Here is a 17,173-nt window from a genome sequence, read left to right on the forward strand (position 1 = left end):
AAGACGTACGCCCGCTTGGCCGCGGCGCGCGCCCGAATGAGCACTGGACGCAGCGCTCACCTCGCTGGCAGGCTGCCCGCCGGCGAGGCTCCCCGTCCGGATCCTCGGTGAGCGATGCAGGCAGGTGACATCATCGACGGCCGGTTCTGCATCGAGCACCTCGCGGCCTCGGGCGGGATGGGGGCCGTCTACCGGGCCCGCGATCAGGAGACCGGCGAGGCGGTCGCGATCAAGCTCCTGACCACCGAGAGCGCCCAGCACCTCGTCCGCTTCGCGCGCGAGGCCCAGGCGCTCGCAGCGGCGCGGGTGCCCGGCGTCGTGCGCTACATCGCGCACGGCGCCACCACGTGGGGACAGCCGTTCCTCGCCATGCAGTGGCTCGACGGCGAGACGCTCTCCGACCGGCTCACCCGCCAGGGCCTCACCCTCGAGGAGACCCTCGAGCTCGGCCTCCACGTCGCGAGGACGCTCGGCGCCATCCACAGGCTCGGCCTCGTCCACCGCGACCTGAAGCCGAGCAACCTGCTGCTCGAAGGCGGCTCGCTCGAGCGCGTGCACCTCATCGACTTCGGCCTCGCCCGCGCCGTCACCGACGAGCCGCTCACGGCCGCGGGCCTCGTCCTGGGCACGCCCGGGTACATGGCCCCCGAGCAGGCGCGCGGCGAGCTCAGCGTCGACACCCGCGCCGACGTGTTCGCCCTCGGCTGCATCCTCTACCGCTGCCTCACCGGCCGCGCCGCCTTCCAGGGCAACGCCGGGCTCGCCGTGCTGATGAAGGTCCTCCTCGAGGAGCCGCCCCGCGCGCGCGACCTCCGGCCCGGCACCCCGGCCGCGCTCGACGATCTCGTCGCCCGTATGCTGGCGAAATCCCCGCTGGACCGGCCGGCCGACGGCGGCGCCGTGGCGGCCGAGCTCGCCACGATCGGCGCGCCCGAGAGCAGCGTCGGCGGGCCCCGCTCCTTCCCGCCGCGCGCGGTGGAGCTCACGACCGGCGAGCGACGCGTGACCTGCCTCGTGGTCACCCGCGAGCGCGCCGTCAACACAAGCGCCGCGGCGGAGCCGCGCCTGGGCAACGCGAGCGCCGCGGCCGAGCCGCGCTGGGACGACGCATGCGCCGCGGCGGAGCCGCGCCAGGCAGAGCTCTGGCAGCTGCACGACGTGGCCGAGCAGTACCGCGGCGAGCTCGAGCTCCTCGAGGGCCGCTCGCCGCTCATCGTGCTGTCCGGCGCGGGCACGCCGACCGACCTCGCGGCGCGGGCCGCCAGGTGCGCGCTCGCGCTGCAGGAGCTGCTCGGCGGCGCGCCCGTCGCGCTCGCCACCGGCCGGGCAGAGCTCTCGGCGCGCGTGCCCGTCGGCGAGCTCATCGACCGCGCCTTCCAGATGCTCGCGGCCCACGACGACCGCTCCCCCGCCGCGGGCGTCCGCATCGACGAGGTGACCGCGGGCCTCATCGGCACGCGGTTCGACGTCACCGAGGACGCCGCGGGCCGCGTCCTGCACGGGGCGCGCGACGAGCGGACCGCGCAGCTGCTCGGCAAGCCGACCACCTACGTGGGCCGCGAGCGCGAGCTCGCGATGCTCGTGGCCGAGGTCGATCGCTGCATCGACGAGGGCGCCGCGGGCGCGGTGCTCGTGACGGCCGAGGCCGGGATGGGCAAGTCGCGCCTGCGAAAGGAGCTCATCCGCAAGCTCCGCGAGCGGGGAGACAGGATCGAGGTCTGGCTCGGCCAGGGCGACCCCATGGGCGCCGGCGCGGCCTTCGGCCTGCTCGCGAGCGCGCTCCGGGACGCCCTCGGCGTCGCCGACGGCGAGCCCCTGGAGGCGCGGCAGCGCAAGGTCCGGAGCCGCGTGGAGCAGCACGGGGGCGTCGACGCGCCCCGCGTCGCGGCCTTCCTCGGCGAGCTCGTCGGCACGCCGTTCCCCGACGAGCACGACGTGCAGCTCCGGCTCGCGCGGCGCGACGCCGTGCTGATGGGCGACCAGCTCCGCCACGCCTGGGAGGACTTCCTCCGGGCGGCGTGCCGCGCGGGGCCCGTGCTCCTCGTGCTCGAGGATCTCCAGTGGGGCGACCTCCCCACCGTCACGATGGTCGACGAGGCGCTGCGCCAGCTCAAGGACATGCCGCTGCTCGTGCTGGCGCTGGGGCGGCCCGACGTGCGCCGGCTCTTCCCGAAGCTCTGGGAGGGCCGGCTGGCCCACGAGCTCCACCTCACGCCGCTCCCGCGCCGCGCGAGCGAGCGGCTCGTGCGCGAGGCGCTGGGCGCGCACGCGACGCACGACCTCGTGGGGAGGCTCATCGAGCGCGCGGACGGCAACGCGTTCTTCCTCGAGGAGCAGATCCGCGCGGCCGCCGAGGGCAAGAGCGAGGGCCAGCCGGAGACGGTGGTGGCCATGGTGCAGGCGCGGCTGGAGACGCTCGACGCCGAGGCGCGGCGGCTCCTCCGGGCGGCGAGCATCTTCGGCGAGACGTTCAGGTCGAGCGCGGTCGCCGCGCTCCTCGGGAGCGCCGACATCGCGCAGGTCCTCGCGGAGCTGCTCCGGCGCGAGGTGATCGTGCGGCGGGGCGAGGGGCGGCCGCGGGACGACGCGGAGTACTGCTTCCGCCACGCGCTCGTCCGCGAGGCGGCCTACGGCATGCTGACGGCGCGCGACCTCCGCATCGGCCACGCGCTCGCGGGCAGCTTCCTCGAGGCGGCCGGCGAGGGCGATCCGAGGGCGCTCGCCGAGCACTTCGAGCGCGGCGAGGAGCCCGAGAAGGCCGCCGAGTGGTACCTGCGCGCCGCCGACAACGCGCTCCGCGGCAACGACCTCGCCGAGGCGATCGCCTGCGCCGAGCGCGGCATCGCCTGCAGGCCGGATCCCGCCGCGGTGGGCGCGCTCCGCCTGGTCGAGGCCGAGGCGCTGCTCTGGCGCGGCGAGCCGGCCCTCGCGGAGCAGCGCGGGATCGAGGCGACGCGGCACCTCGTGCCGGGCTCCGTGGCGTGGTTCTCGGCGTTCACCCAGCTCGCGGGGGCGGGGCACAAGCAGGGCCACTACGAGCGCGTCGAGCGCTGGATGATGGTCGTCCTCGGCACGGAGCCGCTCGACGGCGCGCGCATCGCGAGGAACGCCTGCCTGCTCGAGGGGGCGATCGTGCTCCTGCTCGGCGGCCGCTACGCGTGCGTCGACGCGCTGATCGACGCGGTCGAGCGCGCGACGGAGGACGCGTCGGCCGCGGATCTCATGATCGAGGCGAAGCTCCTCTACCTGCACGGGCTCCTCCGGCAGCACAACGGCGATCCGAGCGCCTGCATCGCGAGCATGGGCGCGGCGCTCGCCGCGTTCGAGGACATCGGCGATCGCCGCGAGGCGTGCCGCGCGCGGCTCAACATGGGCCTCTGCTACGTCCAGTTCGGGTACTTCGAGGCGGCGGCGGGGGTCCTCCGCGCCGGGCTCGAGGAGGCGGAGCGGATGGCGCTCGACGACCGGGTCCCGAACGCGCTGCAGAACCTCGGCCTCGCGCTGGCCCACGCGGGCGAGGTCGACGCGGCGAGGGCGGCCCTGCGGAGCTCGATCGAGGCGCTCACGCGCCGCGGCGACCGGCGGCGGGAGTGCGAGAGCCGGCTCCAGCTCGCGCGCGTCCTGCTCCTCGCGGGCGAGCCCGCGCTCGCCGAGGCGGAGGCGCAGGCGGCCGAGGCGCTCGCGCGGGGGGTGCCGGAGCGGCTCCCCGCGGCCATCGCGGCGCGCGCGCGCGCGCTGCTCGATCTCGGGCGCGCCGGCGAGGCGCTCGCCGCCACGACGCAGGCCCTGTCCCTGCTCGAGTCGGGCCGCCGTGACGAGGAGGGCCCGCTTGTGCGCCTGGTCCACGCCGAGGCGCTGGCCGCGACGGGCCAGATGGCCGAGGCCAAGGGCGCCATCGCCCTGGCCCGCAACGGGCTGCTCGTGCGGGCCGGGAGGATCGGCGATCCTGTCTGGCGCGAGCGCTTCTTGCGCGATGTCCCCGACAACGCGCGGATCCTGGAGCTCGCGCAAGGCTGGCTCGACGGACACGCGCCCTGAAGCGTCAGCCGCGCTGGGGCGAGAGCGAGAGGCCATCACGGCGTCCGGGGGAGCCCACATGGCGGTGATTCCGGCCGTCGGGCGGGAGCATCTTTTTGTCGCCCGGAACAGGAGACGTCGCAAGTAAGCTGAGCCTCTACCTCTAACCTTGTGTTCGAACACAGGGAGGCAGATCCATGCTCAGGTCGTCCGTCGTTCTGATTCCCCTCGTGGCCCTCGCCGTGTCTGTCTCGTGCAGCAGCGAAGACAGATACCGGCCTCCCACGACGGGGGACCTGCCCTCCGCCGGCGTCACGACCAGCAGCGGACAGGGCGGCGGCACCGGCGGACAGGGCGGCGGCACCGGCGGACAGGGCGGCGGCGCCGGCGGACAGGGCGGCGCCGGCGGCCAGGGCGGCGCCGGCGGCCAGGGCGGCGCCGACATGCCGAGCTGTTCCAACGGCGCGAAGGACAGCAACGAGACGGACGTCGACTGCGGCGGCGCCTGCGCAACGCCGTGCCGGGTCGATCAGGCGTGCGCGGAGGCCGCGGACTGCTTCTCAGGGCGGTGCGAGGAGGGCGGCGGGGGCAGCGGCGGCGCCGGGCGCGCGTGCGTGGCGGCGCGGTGCGACAACGGCGTGAAGGACGGCGACGAGACGGACACCGACTGCGGCGGCGGCGCCGCGCCGCGCGACGACAACCCGGCGTGCCCGCCGTGCAAGACCAGCAAGGGCTGCGCGGCGGGCTCGGATTGCGAGTCGTTGAGCTGCGTGAACGACCAGTGTCTGGCGCCGGCCTGCAGCGACGGCGTGAAGAACGGCCAGGAGACCGACGTCGATTGCGGCGGGATCTGCCCCGGCTGCCCGCCTGGCGACGCGTGCTCCAAATCGACCGACTGTGTCGAGCTCGTCTGCTACGAGCAGGTCTGCCAGGCCGCGACCTGCAGCGACGGCGTGAAGAACGGCAAGGAGACCGACATCGACTGCGGCGGGACGGAGGGGTGCAGCACCCGGTGCCCTGCGGGGCAGCGTTGCACCACCAACACCGATTGCGCGACGTCGATCTGCAACACCACGAACCGCGTCTGCGCGTGCCCGGCGTGGATGGTGATCTCGCCCGTGAGCGGCGGCGGGAGCTACTGCATCGATCAATACGAGGTGACGAAGCAGGATTACGATGTCTTCCTCCAGGCGAACCCGGTGCTCGCCGGCATGCCGGCGGAGTGCGCGGGGAACATCTACCGTCCCTCGAGCGGGTGGCCCTACACGGAGGGGCGAGTGCCCGTCACCCACGTCGACTGGTGCGACGCCTACGCGTACTGCTCCTACATGGGCAAACACCTCTGCGGCAAGATCGGCGGAGGCGCGAACTCGCCTTCCGACTTCGCGAGCCCGACGCGGAGCGAGTGGTTCAACGCGTGCTCCGGCCAGGGCGTGAACGAATACCCGTACAGCGATCTCTATAGTGAGGCGACCTGCAAGGTGAACGACCCGAGCGGCGAGTTCGTCAAGAAGCCCGTGCCCCCCGACCCGATCCCGCGGATCTCCCCCTGCGAAGGCGGAATCACGGACCTCTTTCATATGAGCGGCAACGTGGCGGAGTGGGAGAACTCCTGCGACGCGCAGGGCAACTGCCTCGTCCGCGGCGGCTCGCGGGCCTCGCAGCAGGACGGGGATGACGTCGCGCGCGACACGCTGAAGGCGGCCAGGTGCGATGCGCTCCTGGACCAGGATCGCCTCACCCCGTCTCCGGACATCGGCTTCCGCTGCTGTCTCTGAGCGTCCGCGCCGGATGCGCGCCCGGCGGCCGCGCGGCCGCCGCGCGTGCGGCGGGCGCGCAGGGCGCTCGACGCGCCCCGCCGGTCAAAAGCGGGCGGCGGCCGCGCTCACCGGCGCCGCCGCGCGGCCGACAAGCTCACTGCGCCGGTTCGGGATCGCAGCCGTAGAGGACGTCGACCGCCGCCATGGCGTCGTCCTGGACCAGCCGGCACGCGTCGGGGCAGAGCGTGATCATGTCGTTCTCGATGTAGAAGGAGCCCGGGGTGCACGCTGCCGCGCTCGCCACCTGGTCGAACGATTGCGGCTCGCTCCCGTCGCCGGGCGTGTACTGGACGACCACGGTCGAGAGGTCGATGATCTCCCCCGGCGGCGAGTCCGGCACCTCGAACTCGCACGCGACCACCGCGCCCGTGATGACGCCCTCCGCGATCGCCTGGAACACCACGTCATAAGAGTCCGTCTGGCAGAGCGGGAACCTGAGGCCACCCGTCCTCTTGCTGAGCGTCTGGTAGCCCGTGCCCGGCGCCACGGCGGTGCCGCACGTCTCCTCGACCACGTCCGCGTCGGGCGCGTAGGCGTCCGTGCGGACCGTGTTCTCGTGGAGCCCGACGATGCTGTGAAAGACGTAGTTGGGCGCGGTCGCGTCGCCGAAGACCGCCGGGTCCAGGCCGAACAGCAGCTCTTCGAAGTCCGTGGCGACGTCCTCCCAGGGCTGCCGCGTGTCGTCGATATAGATGTTGCGCGGGAGGTGCGTCGACTGGCAGCCCACGTGGTCGTCGGTGATCACGGTGATCACCTTGAACGAGTCCTCGCGCACCCACTCCGACCACCCGGACGGCGCCACGCCGTGCTCGTCGGGCAGGCCGCCGTTGTAGCTCCCGAGGAGCACGCAGAGCGCGTCGTTGCTCCTGATCTCGTGGCTGTAATGGTAGAAGACGGGCGGGTTGTTCCCCGGCGCCTCCGGCACCGGGGCGCAGCTCTCGGTGCTGAGCGGGGCGCCGACGCAGATCGAATCGTCGACCTCCGCAGCGCCGTGCGCGGAGATCATGATGACGCGGTAATCGATGCCGCTCTCGCCGATGATCGAGGCGAAGCTCTCATTGATGTTGTTCTGTACGCTGATGATCTCGTTCGCCATGCTGGGCGAGTTGTCGATGACGAACACGATGTCGACCGGCCGCTTCGTGAGCGTGGCCTCGGCGACCGTGGCGACACAGGCCGTATCGGGCGTCACGGGGCCGCTGCCACCCGTGTTGGCGCCGCTGGAGCCGTTGCCGATCATCCCCCCGTCGTCACCGCCCGCGCCGCCCCCTCCCGCGCCGCCCTCGCCGCCCCCACCCGCGCCGCCGGCTCCACCGACGTTCGCTCCAGCCGTCGCGTCCGCGTCGCCCTCCGCCCCGGAGCTGCAGGAGCACCCTGCGGCGCCGGTCATCACCAGAACACCCAACCCAAGAAGCGGAACCAACATGGTAGACCGGGAGAGCTTCACATGAACCTCGACCGCTAGGGCGCATGAACGCGCTATTTCAGATTGCACAATTGCAACGAGATGTGGTGACGATTTTGACCTGACCGCGATTTTTCTCGGAGGCTGTTCCATGACATGTATCATGGAAGCGTCTTTGTCATTCCACCTGGTGCGCACGGCGAGGCGCGGTGGATGGAGGCGCGGGCACGGCCACGTGGCCACGCGCCACGCGCCACCGGTTGCATGAAGCGAGGGCGCCAGCTGGAACGCGGCGCCGCGGCGCGTCGGGCGCCTCGGCTCCTCGGACGCTCCGCATGGGCTGGATGGTCTCTGCACAATGCGCCCCTAGGATGCAGGTATGAGCCTACGTCATGACTTTCCTCGCATCGGCATCGATGCGATCGCGCTCGCCGTCCCCCGCCGCTTCGTCGAGCTCACCGAGCTCGCCGAGGCGCGGGGCATCGCGCCCTCCAAGTACCTGACCGGCCTGGGGACCCGCCGGATGGCGATCGCTGCGCCCGACGAGGATCCGATCACCCTCGGAGCCAACGCGGCCCGCCGGCTGTTCCAGCGGTCGGGCGCGAGCCCCGCGGACATCGGGCTCTGCGTCGTGGGCACCGAGACCGCCGTGGACCACGCGAAGCCGGCGGCCTCCTTCCTCCACGGCCTGCTCGGGCTGCCGAGCGCGTGCCGGGTCTTCGAGGCCAAGCACGCCTGCTTCGGGGGCACCGCGGGCCTCCTCAACGCGGTGGACTGGATCGCCTCGGGCTCGGCCCGCGGCCGCGCCGCGCTCGTCGTGTGCTCGGACGTGGCGCGGTACGCGCTCGGCTCGGCGGGCGAGCCCACCCAGGGCGCCGGCGCCGTGGCGCTGCTCGTGCGCGAGCGCCCGCGCCTCGTCGAGATCGAGGTCGGCCAGACCGGCACGTATGCGCGCGACGTCTACGATTTCTGGCGGCCGCTCCACCACAAGGAGGCGCTCGTCGACGGTCACTACTCGGTGCAGTGCTACCTCGACGCCCTCGCCGGGGCCTACGGCGACTGGCGCCGCGTGGCGGGCGACGGCGATCCCCTCGCGCGCACCTGCTACCACGTCCCCTACGGCAAGATGGCCCGCAAGGCCCACCGCCACCGGCTGGCGATGGACGGCCTGACCGAGCAGGCCGCCGACGAGAGCTTCGCCGTCGAGGTGGAGCCGTCGCTCGATCTGCCGTCGCGCATCGGCAACATCTACACGGGCTCGCTCTACCTGGCGCTCGCGTCCCTGCTCAACACGGAGGCCCGCGCGCTCGAGGGGCGGCGCGTCGGGCTGTTCAGCTACGGCTCGGGCTGCTGCGCCGAGTTCTTCGCGGGCAGGATCGGGCCGGAGGCCGGGGCGCTCGTGGCCGCCCTCGAGATCGACGCCCCGCTCGACGGGTGCCGTCGCGCCTCCGTCGCGGAGTACGAGGCGCTGCGCAACGGCGACGAGGCCGCCGACCGCCGGCCGGCGCCCGAGGGCGCCGAGCGCGGGGGCGCGAGCCTCGACAGCCGGGTGGTGTACCTGGGGCTCGACTCGAGCGAGCGGCGCGTCTACGCGAGCGAGTGAGCGCCGGAGCGGGCAGCTCGCTCAGCCGGAGCCGGACGAGGGGGACGTGAGCTCCGAGAGCTTCACGGTGAAGAGCTCCGCCCCGCCGGCCGCAGCGACGACGACCCGCAGCGTGCCGGAGGGGGCCGGTCGCTTCAGGCGCGCGGCGACCGCGCGCGTGACCGGCGCGAGCGGCGCGATGATGTCGGCCATCGCCGAGCGCGCCATCACGCCGACCAGCATCGGCGCGCGCTCGCCCGCGGCCAGGGCGGCGCGGAGCATGCGCTCGGGTTCGAGAGCCGGGTCGCGCTGCTGCAGGCCGATCGCGATGAGATAGCCCGTCGGTTCTCGCAAGGAGAGGAGATAACCCGTCAGCGGCGCGGGGGCGCTGCTGCGGGCCGGGAGGCTCTGCAGCAGGCGCGCGAGCTCCGGGCGGTGATCGGCGAGCAGCTCGGCCCGCTCATCGTGATCGGACATGCCCGCCCGCCCCTGCTTCGCCTGGGCGTTCGGCGTGAGACCGCGATTCCGCGGGGTGATCGTCGCTGCGTCTTTCGGGACCATGTTCCTCCAGCGAGGGCTCTTGCCCTCCGTGTTGTTTGTTCCGGTCACCGCGCCGCGCGTGTCACGAAATCGGACGCGGCCGCGCGTCGCTCGCAAACGCGGGCCGCGTGCCGCTGCACCGGGGCGCTTCGAGATCGCCCCGGCGCGCCCCGTCGGAGGACCGTCCGGCGCGCACGGTCGGCCGAGTTGGCACGTCCTCGTGCCGCCGATGACCGGCCAGGAGCCAGGAGCGGGCCGCGAGGGCGCCCTGGACCCCGCCTCGATCGGCAGAGGGCGCCGGCGACGGCTGCGCTCCTCGTCCATCGCGAGGGCGCGGCCCCCGTCCGCGGCGAGGGCGCGGACCTTGCGATGAGGCGCCGCGAGCTCGCTGCCCTCCGGCGCGGAGCGCTCCGGCGCCCGGTGCGCCTGCGCGGAGGAGCGTCAGCGAGCGTCAGCCAGAGGGAGAGCCAGCCTATGCGAGATCGAATGGGGAGGATTGGACAGGTGATGGCCGCAGCCGCCATGGTGGGGGGCTGCGCCTCCACCGAGGCGCCGCGAGACCCCGCGCCGTCGGTGGACGGCGCGGCGGCGGCGCCCACGGCGCTGGGCCCCGCGCGCCTGCGGGCGGCGTACATCGCGGCCGTGCAGGCGTCGGCGCCCGAGAGCTACCGGATGATCGAGGCGTCTCCGGGCGGGAACGAGGCGAGCCTGCGCGCGCCGAACCCGGCGCACCGGCTCGCGGCCGATTTCAGCGCGTCGGGCGTGCGGATCGCCCCGGAGGGCGAGGCGCGGTGGAGCTTCTCGATGGCCGCCGCCCGGTACGGCTGCGCGGGCGATCTGCGCGAGGTGCCGCGTGCGGCGCCGACCGCCACGAAGAACCGCGTGGAGCTCCGCCGGCAGGGCGCGTCGCCGGGCGAGGGGCTCGTGGAGTGGTACGTGAACGGGCCGCTCGGGCTGGAGCAGGGCTTCACGGTGCCCGGGGCGCCTCCCTGCCTCGCCCCCGGGGACCAGGACCTCGTCATCGAGCTCGCCCTGGGCGGCGATCTCCGCGCCACGCCGCTCGCCGGCGGCGAGGGGGTCGCGCTGCGCGAGGCGTCCGGCGCGGTGGTGATGCGGTACACGGATCTCCACGCCACCGACGCCGCGGGGCGGACGCTGCCCGCGTGGATGGAGCTCGGCGTCGACGAGCGCACGCTGTCGCTGCGCGTGGACACCGCCGGGGCCGCGTACCCGGTGACGGTGGATCCGCTCGCCGCCTCGGAGCGGACGGCGCTCATCGCGGTCGACGGCTCGACCCCGATCCACCTGAACGGCGACGCGATCGCCATGTCGGGCGACACCGCGATCGTCGGGGCGCCCGGGAGCGCGGCGTACGTGTTCGTGAAGAGCGGCGGCGCCTGGACGCAGCAAGCCAGGCTCGTCCCGGGCGACAGGGCCGCGGGCGACGGCTTCGGCGCCTCGGTCGCGATCTCGGCGGACACGGCCGTGGTCGGGGCGCCCTGGGGGACCGAGGGCGCGGGCGCCGCCTACGTGTTCGTGCGGAGCGGGGGCGAGTGGGTCGAGGGCCCGCAGGCCAAGCTCGCCGGCAGCGGACCGACCGGCGGCGCGTTCGGCAAGACCGTCGCGATCTCGGGGAGCTCGGTCATCGTGGGCTCCCCCGCGTACGCGTTCGAGCTCGCGCAGGACAGCGACGCCGACGGCGTGATCGACGCGGACGACAACTGCCCTGACGCCGCGAATCCATCGCAGGTGGACGGCGACGCCGACGGGCATGGCGACGCGTGCGACCCGCGGTGCGTGACCTTCCGGCGCGGCCTTGGCGGTGACGTGGCCGACGCGACGCTCTGGCAGGTATCGCCCACGTGGAACGACGGCGCCAGCACCACGCTCTCGACGGGCACCGGCACGGGCGGCGTCCGGCGGAGCCTCCTCCGGTTCAACCTCGCCGGCGTCCCGGCGAGCGCGGAGATCGCCTCGGCGACGCTGTCGCTGTACCAGACGTACAAGCTCGAGAGCAGCACCGTGCGCGTCCACCGGGCCACCGCCGCGTGGACGGAGTCGGGCGTCACGTGGGGCAACTCCGGCGGCGGCGGCCATTTCGATCCTGCGATCGAGGCCTCCTTCGTCACCGGCGGTCCTTCCGGCACCACCGGCTTCCGGAACGTCGACGTGACCGCGCTCGCGCAGGCCTGGGTGAGCGGCGAGATCGCCAACCACGGCGTGCTGATCGAGGAGGCCGCGGTGACCCGGAGCACCCTGCGGAGCAGCGAGAGCGCGAGCGCCACGGAGCGGCCGGCGCTCACGGTCTGCTACCACGACACCTGCGAGGACGGCATCCAGAACGGCGCCGAGTCCGGCGTGGACTGCGGGGGCCCGAGCTGCGCGCCGTGCGCCCCCGGCAGCGTCCTCTGGAGCAGGCGCTTCGTCAACGGCTGGTACGAGTCGATGCGCGCGCGCGCCGTCGCGGTCGACGGCGCGGACAACGTGATCTTCGGCGGCTACGCCTATGGCCCGATCGACTTCGCCGGGCACGGCGGGCCGCTCCCCGAGGGGATGCTCGACACCAAGTTCCTCGCGAAGCTCGACGCCGCGGGGAACCACGTGTGGGACAGGCGCCCGCAGCACGGCGGCACCTTCTTGAGCGTCGCCGCGTCGGGGTCCGGCGAGCTGATCGCGGGCTCGAACTTCGGCCTGCAGCGGTTCACCGCGTCGGGCGACCTCCTCACGGAGGTCGTTGGCCTCGGCCAGGTCAAGGTCGCCCGCGCCAATGCGGGCGCCGCCGCGCTCGCCGGCGTCCTGTGGGACACGGTCGATCTCGGCACCGGCCCCCTCGCCGGCGGGCCGGGCAGCGATCTCCTGGTCGCGAAGCTCGACGCGGCGGGCGCGCCGATCTGGATCAGGACCTTCGCGAGCGACCCGTACGACAGCGACCCTGCGAGCGTCGCCGTGGACGGCGCGGGCAATGTCATCGTCCTCGGCCGCTTCTCCGGCGCGCTCGACCTCGGTGGCGGACCGCTGGCGAGCTCGCCGACGGCTCACGGCATGTACCTGGCGAAGTTCGACGCGGCCGGGAATCACGTCTTCAGCCAGGTCGTCTCCGGCACGCCGGATGACGCCGACGTCGCCGCGACCCCGTCCGGGGAGCTGATCCTCGCCCTGGGCACGACCGTGACCAAGCTCACCGCCTCGGGCGCGCCGCTGTGGAGCGTCGATACGACGGGCCTCGGCCTGCTCTCCAACACCTGGGGCATCCCTGCCGTCGCCCTCGACGGCGCTGGCAACGTGTTCATCAACCCGCCCGGCGCTGTCGCGAAGCTCTCGCCGTCGGGCGCCGTGCTGTGGTCGGTCGACCCGATCGGCGACGCGGAGCACGGGGACATCTTCGATCTGGCCGTGGACAGCGCCGGCAACGTGATCGGCGTGGGCACGTACGACCGCGCGGACGCGATCGTCGTGAAGCTCGCCCCGTAGCCCGGGCAGCGCCCCGGCGCGCTCGCGGTCGTCGCGGGCTCCTGGCCGCCTGGCCAGGAGCCCGCGATCACGAGCTCCGCGCGCGCGCCGTCGTCTCCAGCCCGCCGGGCACGAAGTCCGTCCCCTTCTGGACACGGTCGTTCCACGTCTCGGGGGGTTTGCCTGAAGGCACCTCCCTCATCGTGATGCACCCCGGCACCGGGCACACCAGCGCGCACAGATTGCAGCCGATGCACTCCTCCTCGTCGACGAACGGGACCCGCGACGGCGCCGCGTCCCCGCTCGGATCCGCCGTCACCGCGCGATCCGGGAGGACCTTCGGGAGGTGGGTGTGGCCCGCCGCGCGCGCCTCCGCCTCCGTCCTCCCCGGCAGGTGGATGCACTGGTGCGCCCCGTCCATGCAGGCGACGTAACAGAGCTGGCACCCGATGCACTTGTCGGCGCTGATGTCCGCGACCACGCGGTACGAGAGGTCGAGCTCGCCCCACTCCTGGACCTGCGGGATCGCCCTGCCGCGCAGCTCGTTCACCGAGCGCATCCCGTGATCGTCGAGCCAGTCGCTGAGCCCCTCGATCATCTCCTCGACGATGCGGTAGCCGTAATGCATCACCGCGGTGCAGACCTGGACGCTCGTCGCGCCGAGCGCGATGAACTCGGCGGCGTCGCGGGAGTTCGAGATGCCGCCGATGCCGGAGATGGGCAGCCGGCCGACGCCGGGGTGGCGCGCCAGCTGGCTCAGCAGGTGGAGCGCGATCGGCTTGACCGCGGGCCCGCAATAACCGCCGTTCGTCGACGCGCCGCCGACCCGCGGGAGCGGGACCATCCGCTCCAGATCGACGCCCATGAGCGACTTGACCGTGTTGATCAGCGAGACGCCGTGCGCCCCGGAGCGGAGCACGGCCTCGCCCGGCTCCAGGATGTCGCCGACGTTGGGCGTGAGCTTCACGATGACCGGCGTCGTCGCGAACTCGACGGCCCAGCGCGCGATCTCCTGGAGGACCGCCGGCTCGTTGCCGACGGCCGAGCCCATGCCGCGCTCACACATCCCGTGCGGACAGCCGAAGTTGAGCTCGAGCCCGTCCGCGCCCGTGTCCTCGGCCTTGCGGATGATCTCGCGCCACTCGTCCTTCGTCTCGACCATCAGCGAGGCGATGAGCGCGTGGCCCGGGTAACGCCGCTTGATCTCGCGCATCTCCTTGAGGTTCACGTCGAGCGGGCGATCGGTGATGAGCTCGACGTTGTTGAGCCCCATGAGCCGCGTGTTGCCGTAGTCGATGCCGCCGAACCGGCTCGACACGTTGACGATGGGGTTCCCGAGCGTCTTCCAGACGGCGCCGCCCCAGCCGGCGTCGAAGGCGCGCCGGACCTGATCGCCGGTGTTGGTCGGCGGCGCCGAGGCGAGCCAGAACGGGTTCGGGCTCTTGATCCCGGCGAAGTCGATAGAGAGGTCGGCCATCGCTCAGCTCCCTTGCGGTGAGGGCAAGGGCGCCGCGCCGCCCGCCCGCGTCGTCATCGCTTCGTGCATCGCGCGCGCGGCGATCTTCGCCTCGGCGACCGCGTTGACGACCTCCTTGCCGCCGTTCACGCAGTCGCCGCCGCTGTAGACCTTCGGGTTGCCCGTGCGGTGCGTCGCCGGATCGACCACCACGCGCCCCCTCGGGTCGAGCACCACCCCCTCGAACGCGAGCGCCACCTGCGTCGCCCGGCTCTGCCCGATCGCGACCGCGACGAGGTCGGCGGGCAGGAGCTCCTCTTGGGCCGGCCCCGGCGCCGGGCCCCGCGCGCCGGTGTCGGCGGGCGCGTCGGCGGGCGCGATCCGCAGCGCGACGACCTTCCCGCCCTCGCGCACCACCTCGACCGGCACCCGGTTCTCGACGAGGCGCGCGCCGGCGACCCGCGCGCCCTCGAGCTCGTGCGCGTACCCCGACATCTCGGCCTCGGAGCGGCGGTACACAACGGCCACGTCGACCCCGAGCAGCGAAAGCTCGTGGGCGACGTCGAGCGCCGTGTTGCCGCCGCCGATGACGACCGCGCGCCGCACGCCCGCGAGGTCGAGGCCCGGGTCGGCCTTGAGCCGCTCGATGAACGCGGTCGCGCCCACCACGCCGTCGCCGTCCTCCCCGCGGAGGCCGAGGCGCGCGTCGGCGCCCAGGCCGAGCCCCAGGAAGACCGCGTCGTACTCCGCGACCAGGTCGCGCGCGGAGACCTCCCCCGGCCCGGCCGCCTGCGCGACGACCGAGACGCCGGCGCGGAGCTCGATGTCCCCGAGCGACAGGACCCACTCGAGCTCGTGGAGCGCCTCGTGCCCCTTCATCTTGTAGGGCGCGATCCCGAGCGTGTTCAGGCCGCCGGGGATCGCCTTCCGCTCGAAGATCACGGCGCGGTGCCCCTCGAGGGCGAGGTAGCCCGCCGCGGCGATCGACGCGGGCCCCGCGCCCACGAGCGCGACGCTCTTGCCGGTGGGCGGCTTCGCCCGGAAGATCCGCGGATCGCGCGCGAGGGCCGACTCGACCGCGTAGCGCTGGAGGCGGCCGATCGCGATCGGCTCGCGCCCCCACCCGTTGTAGACGCAGTCGCCCGCGCAGAGCACCTCGACGGGGCAGGCCTGCCCGCACGACTGGCCGAGCAGGTTGGCCGTGAGGATGGTGCGGGCCGCGCCCTTCACCTGGCCGGCCGCGATCTTCCGGATGAAGCTCGGGATATCGATCGCCGTCGGGCACGCCTTGACGCAGGGCGCGTCGACGCAATAGAGGCACCGGTTCGCCTCGGCGACCGCCTCGGCGTCGGTGTAACGCGGGCTCTTGTCCTCGAATCGCTCTTCGATCCGGCCGGACGGGAGGGCTGAGAGGCGTATCGGGGCTCGGGTCATGCTGGCGCTCGCGCGGCTCCTCTCGAATGGTGCGTGGTGGCTAGAAGGCCTGGGCTCCCTGGGTCGGGCCGAGCCGGCGGGGTAGATAGCGCCCTGCGCCGCGCTGCACGTCGAGCTTGCCGTCCGTGCACTGGACCCGGCCGTTGACGATGACGTGCGTCGGCTTCCCCTTCACCTCGAAGCCCTCGAAGATGCTCCGATCGCACCGGTGATGGTGGGTCTTCGCGGAGATCGTGCTCGTCCCCTTCGGGTCGAAGACCACGAGATCCGCGTCGCCGCCCGGCACGATCGAGCCTTTGCGCGGGTACAGCCCGAAGATCTTGGCCGGCTGCGTCGAGAAGAGATCGACGAAGCGGTGGACGTCGATCCGCCCCGCGAGCACCCCGTAGGTCCAGAGCAGGGCGAGGCGGTTCTCGATGCCCGCGGCGCCGTTCGGGATCCGCGAGAAATCGTCCTTGCCCATGTCCTTCTGGCCGACCTGGTTGAAGGGACAGTGGTCGGTCGCCACGGTCTGGATGAGCCCCGACGAGAGCGCGGCCCACAGCGCGTCCTGGTGGCCCTTCGGCCGGATCGGCGGGCTCATCACGTAGGCCGCCCCCTCGAAGCCGGGCTTCTCGTAGACCGAGTCGTCGAGCAGGAGGTACTGCGGGCACGTCTCGGCCATGACCACCTGGCCCCGGCTCCGCGCCTCGGTGACCGCGGCGAGCGCCTCCTTGCAGGTGAGGTGGACGATGTAGATCGGCTCGCCGATCATCCGGGCGAGCATGATCGCGCGCCCCGTCGCCTCGCCCTCGATCGGCGCGGGGCGGCTCTGCGCGTGGTACCGCGGGTGGGTCTTGCCCTCCTTCAGGAGCTTCTTCTGGAGCGCGACGACCGCGTCGCCGTGCTCGGCGTGCACGGTCACGAGCGCGCCGAGGCCCTTGGCGGCCTCCATCACCTGGATGAGCTCCGGATCGTCGACGCCGATGGCCCCGCGGTAGGCCATGAAGGTCTTGAACGACGGGATGCCGTGCTCGCGCGTGCAGACGGCCATCTCCTCGAGCGTGTCGTCGCCGAACCAGGTGACGGCCATGTGGAAGGCGTAATCGGAGACCGCCTTCTTCGCCTTCTCGTTCCACATCGCGAGCCCGTCCAGCAGCGCCTGCCCTCGGGCCGGGATCACGAAATCGATGATCGAGGTCGTGCCCCCGGCGACGCCCGCCGCCGTGCCGGTCTCGAAATCATCGGAGCTCTCCGTCCCCATGAACGGCAGCTCCATGTGCACGTGGGCGTCGACCCCGCCGGGGAAGATGAGCTGCCCCGAGGCGTCGATCACGGTGTCCCCCGCGCGCTCCTTCGACAGCCCCGCGCCGACCGCGGCGATTTTCCCGTCCTCGCAGTAGACGTCGCCGACGAACCGGTCGCTCGCTGTGATGATCTCGCCGTTCTTGATCAGGATGCCCATGTTGCTCCTCCGCGGGTGAGCGCCG

General features: G+C 73.2%; 9 protein-coding genes. 4 read left to right on the forward strand and 5 right to left on the reverse strand.

The window, feature by feature from the left end; all coding sequences use genetic code 11:
* Positions 1 to 114: 114 nt before the first annotated feature.
* Positions 115 to 4,038, forward strand: a complete 3,924-nt coding sequence (locus tag WMF12_RS33040) for a serine/threonine-protein kinase (RefSeq protein ID WP_437851817.1) — start codon at positions 115 to 117, stop codon at positions 4,036 to 4,038.
* 176 nt (positions 4,039 to 4,214) lie between these two features.
* Entirely contained in the window at positions 4,215 to 5,795 is a 1,581-nt protein-coding gene (locus tag WMF12_RS33045) for an SUMF1/EgtB/PvdO family nonheme iron enzyme (RefSeq protein WP_437851819.1), read from the forward strand.
* A gap of 136 nt (positions 5,796 to 5,931) precedes the next feature.
* On the opposite strand, the gene WMF12_RS33050 is transcribed toward WMF12_RS33045, so the two are convergent.
* Entirely contained in the window at positions 5,932 to 7,227 is a 1,296-nt protein-coding gene (locus WMF12_RS33050; protein WP_437851822.1) for a hypothetical protein, read from the reverse strand.
* Positions 7,228 to 7,621: 394 nt separating this feature from the next.
* Between WMF12_RS33050 and WMF12_RS33055 the strand changes: the two genes are divergently transcribed.
* The gene (locus tag WMF12_RS33055) at positions 7,622 to 8,845 is read left to right on the forward strand and encodes a hydroxymethylglutaryl-CoA synthase family protein (protein WP_437851825.1); all 1,224 of its coding nucleotides are present in this window, start codon (positions 7,622 to 7,624) and stop codon (positions 8,843 to 8,845) included.
* Between the two features lie 21 nt (positions 8,846 to 8,866).
* Here WMF12_RS33055 and WMF12_RS33060 read toward each other — a convergent pair whose 3' ends face one another.
* Positions 8,867 to 9,301: a hypothetical protein gene (locus WMF12_RS33060; RefSeq protein WP_437740658.1), complete on the reverse strand. Its 435-nt coding sequence runs from the start codon at positions 9,299 to 9,301 to the stop codon at positions 8,867 to 8,869.
* 570 nt (positions 9,302 to 9,871) lie between these two features.
* On the opposite strand from WMF12_RS33060, the gene WMF12_RS33065 reads away from it, so the two are divergent.
* Positions 9,872 to 12,835 (forward strand): DNRLRE domain-containing protein, encoded by a 2,964-nt coding sequence (locus tag WMF12_RS33065; RefSeq protein WP_437851827.1) that lies wholly within the window; start codon positions 9,872 to 9,874, stop codon positions 12,833 to 12,835.
* Between the two features lie 67 nt (positions 12,836 to 12,902).
* Here WMF12_RS33065 and preA read toward each other — a convergent pair whose 3' ends face one another.
* The 3 genes from preA to hydA are packed head-to-tail and all read right to left on the reverse strand — an operon-like array spanning position 12,903 to position 17,148.
* A complete protein-coding gene (preA, locus tag WMF12_RS33070) occupies positions 12,903 to 14,291 on the reverse strand; it encodes an NAD-dependent dihydropyrimidine dehydrogenase subunit PreA (protein WP_437740659.1) in 1,389 nt (462 codons plus the stop codon).
* A gap of 3 nt (positions 14,292 to 14,294) precedes the next feature.
* Entirely contained in the window at positions 14,295 to 15,704 is a 1,410-nt protein-coding gene (locus WMF12_RS33075) for an FAD-dependent oxidoreductase (RefSeq protein ID WP_437851829.1), read from the reverse strand.
* 40 nt (positions 15,705 to 15,744) lie between these two features.
* A complete protein-coding gene (gene hydA, locus WMF12_RS33080; protein WP_437851831.1) occupies positions 15,745 to 17,148 on the reverse strand; it encodes a dihydropyrimidinase in 1,404 nt (467 codons plus the stop codon).
* Positions 17,149 to 17,173: the final 25 nt, after the last annotated feature.

This window comes from Sorangium sp. So ce363 (assembly GCF_051520435.1).
GTDB classification, from domain to species: Bacteria; Myxococcota_A; Polyangia; order Polyangiales; family Polyangiaceae; genus Sorangium; species Sorangium cellulosum_B.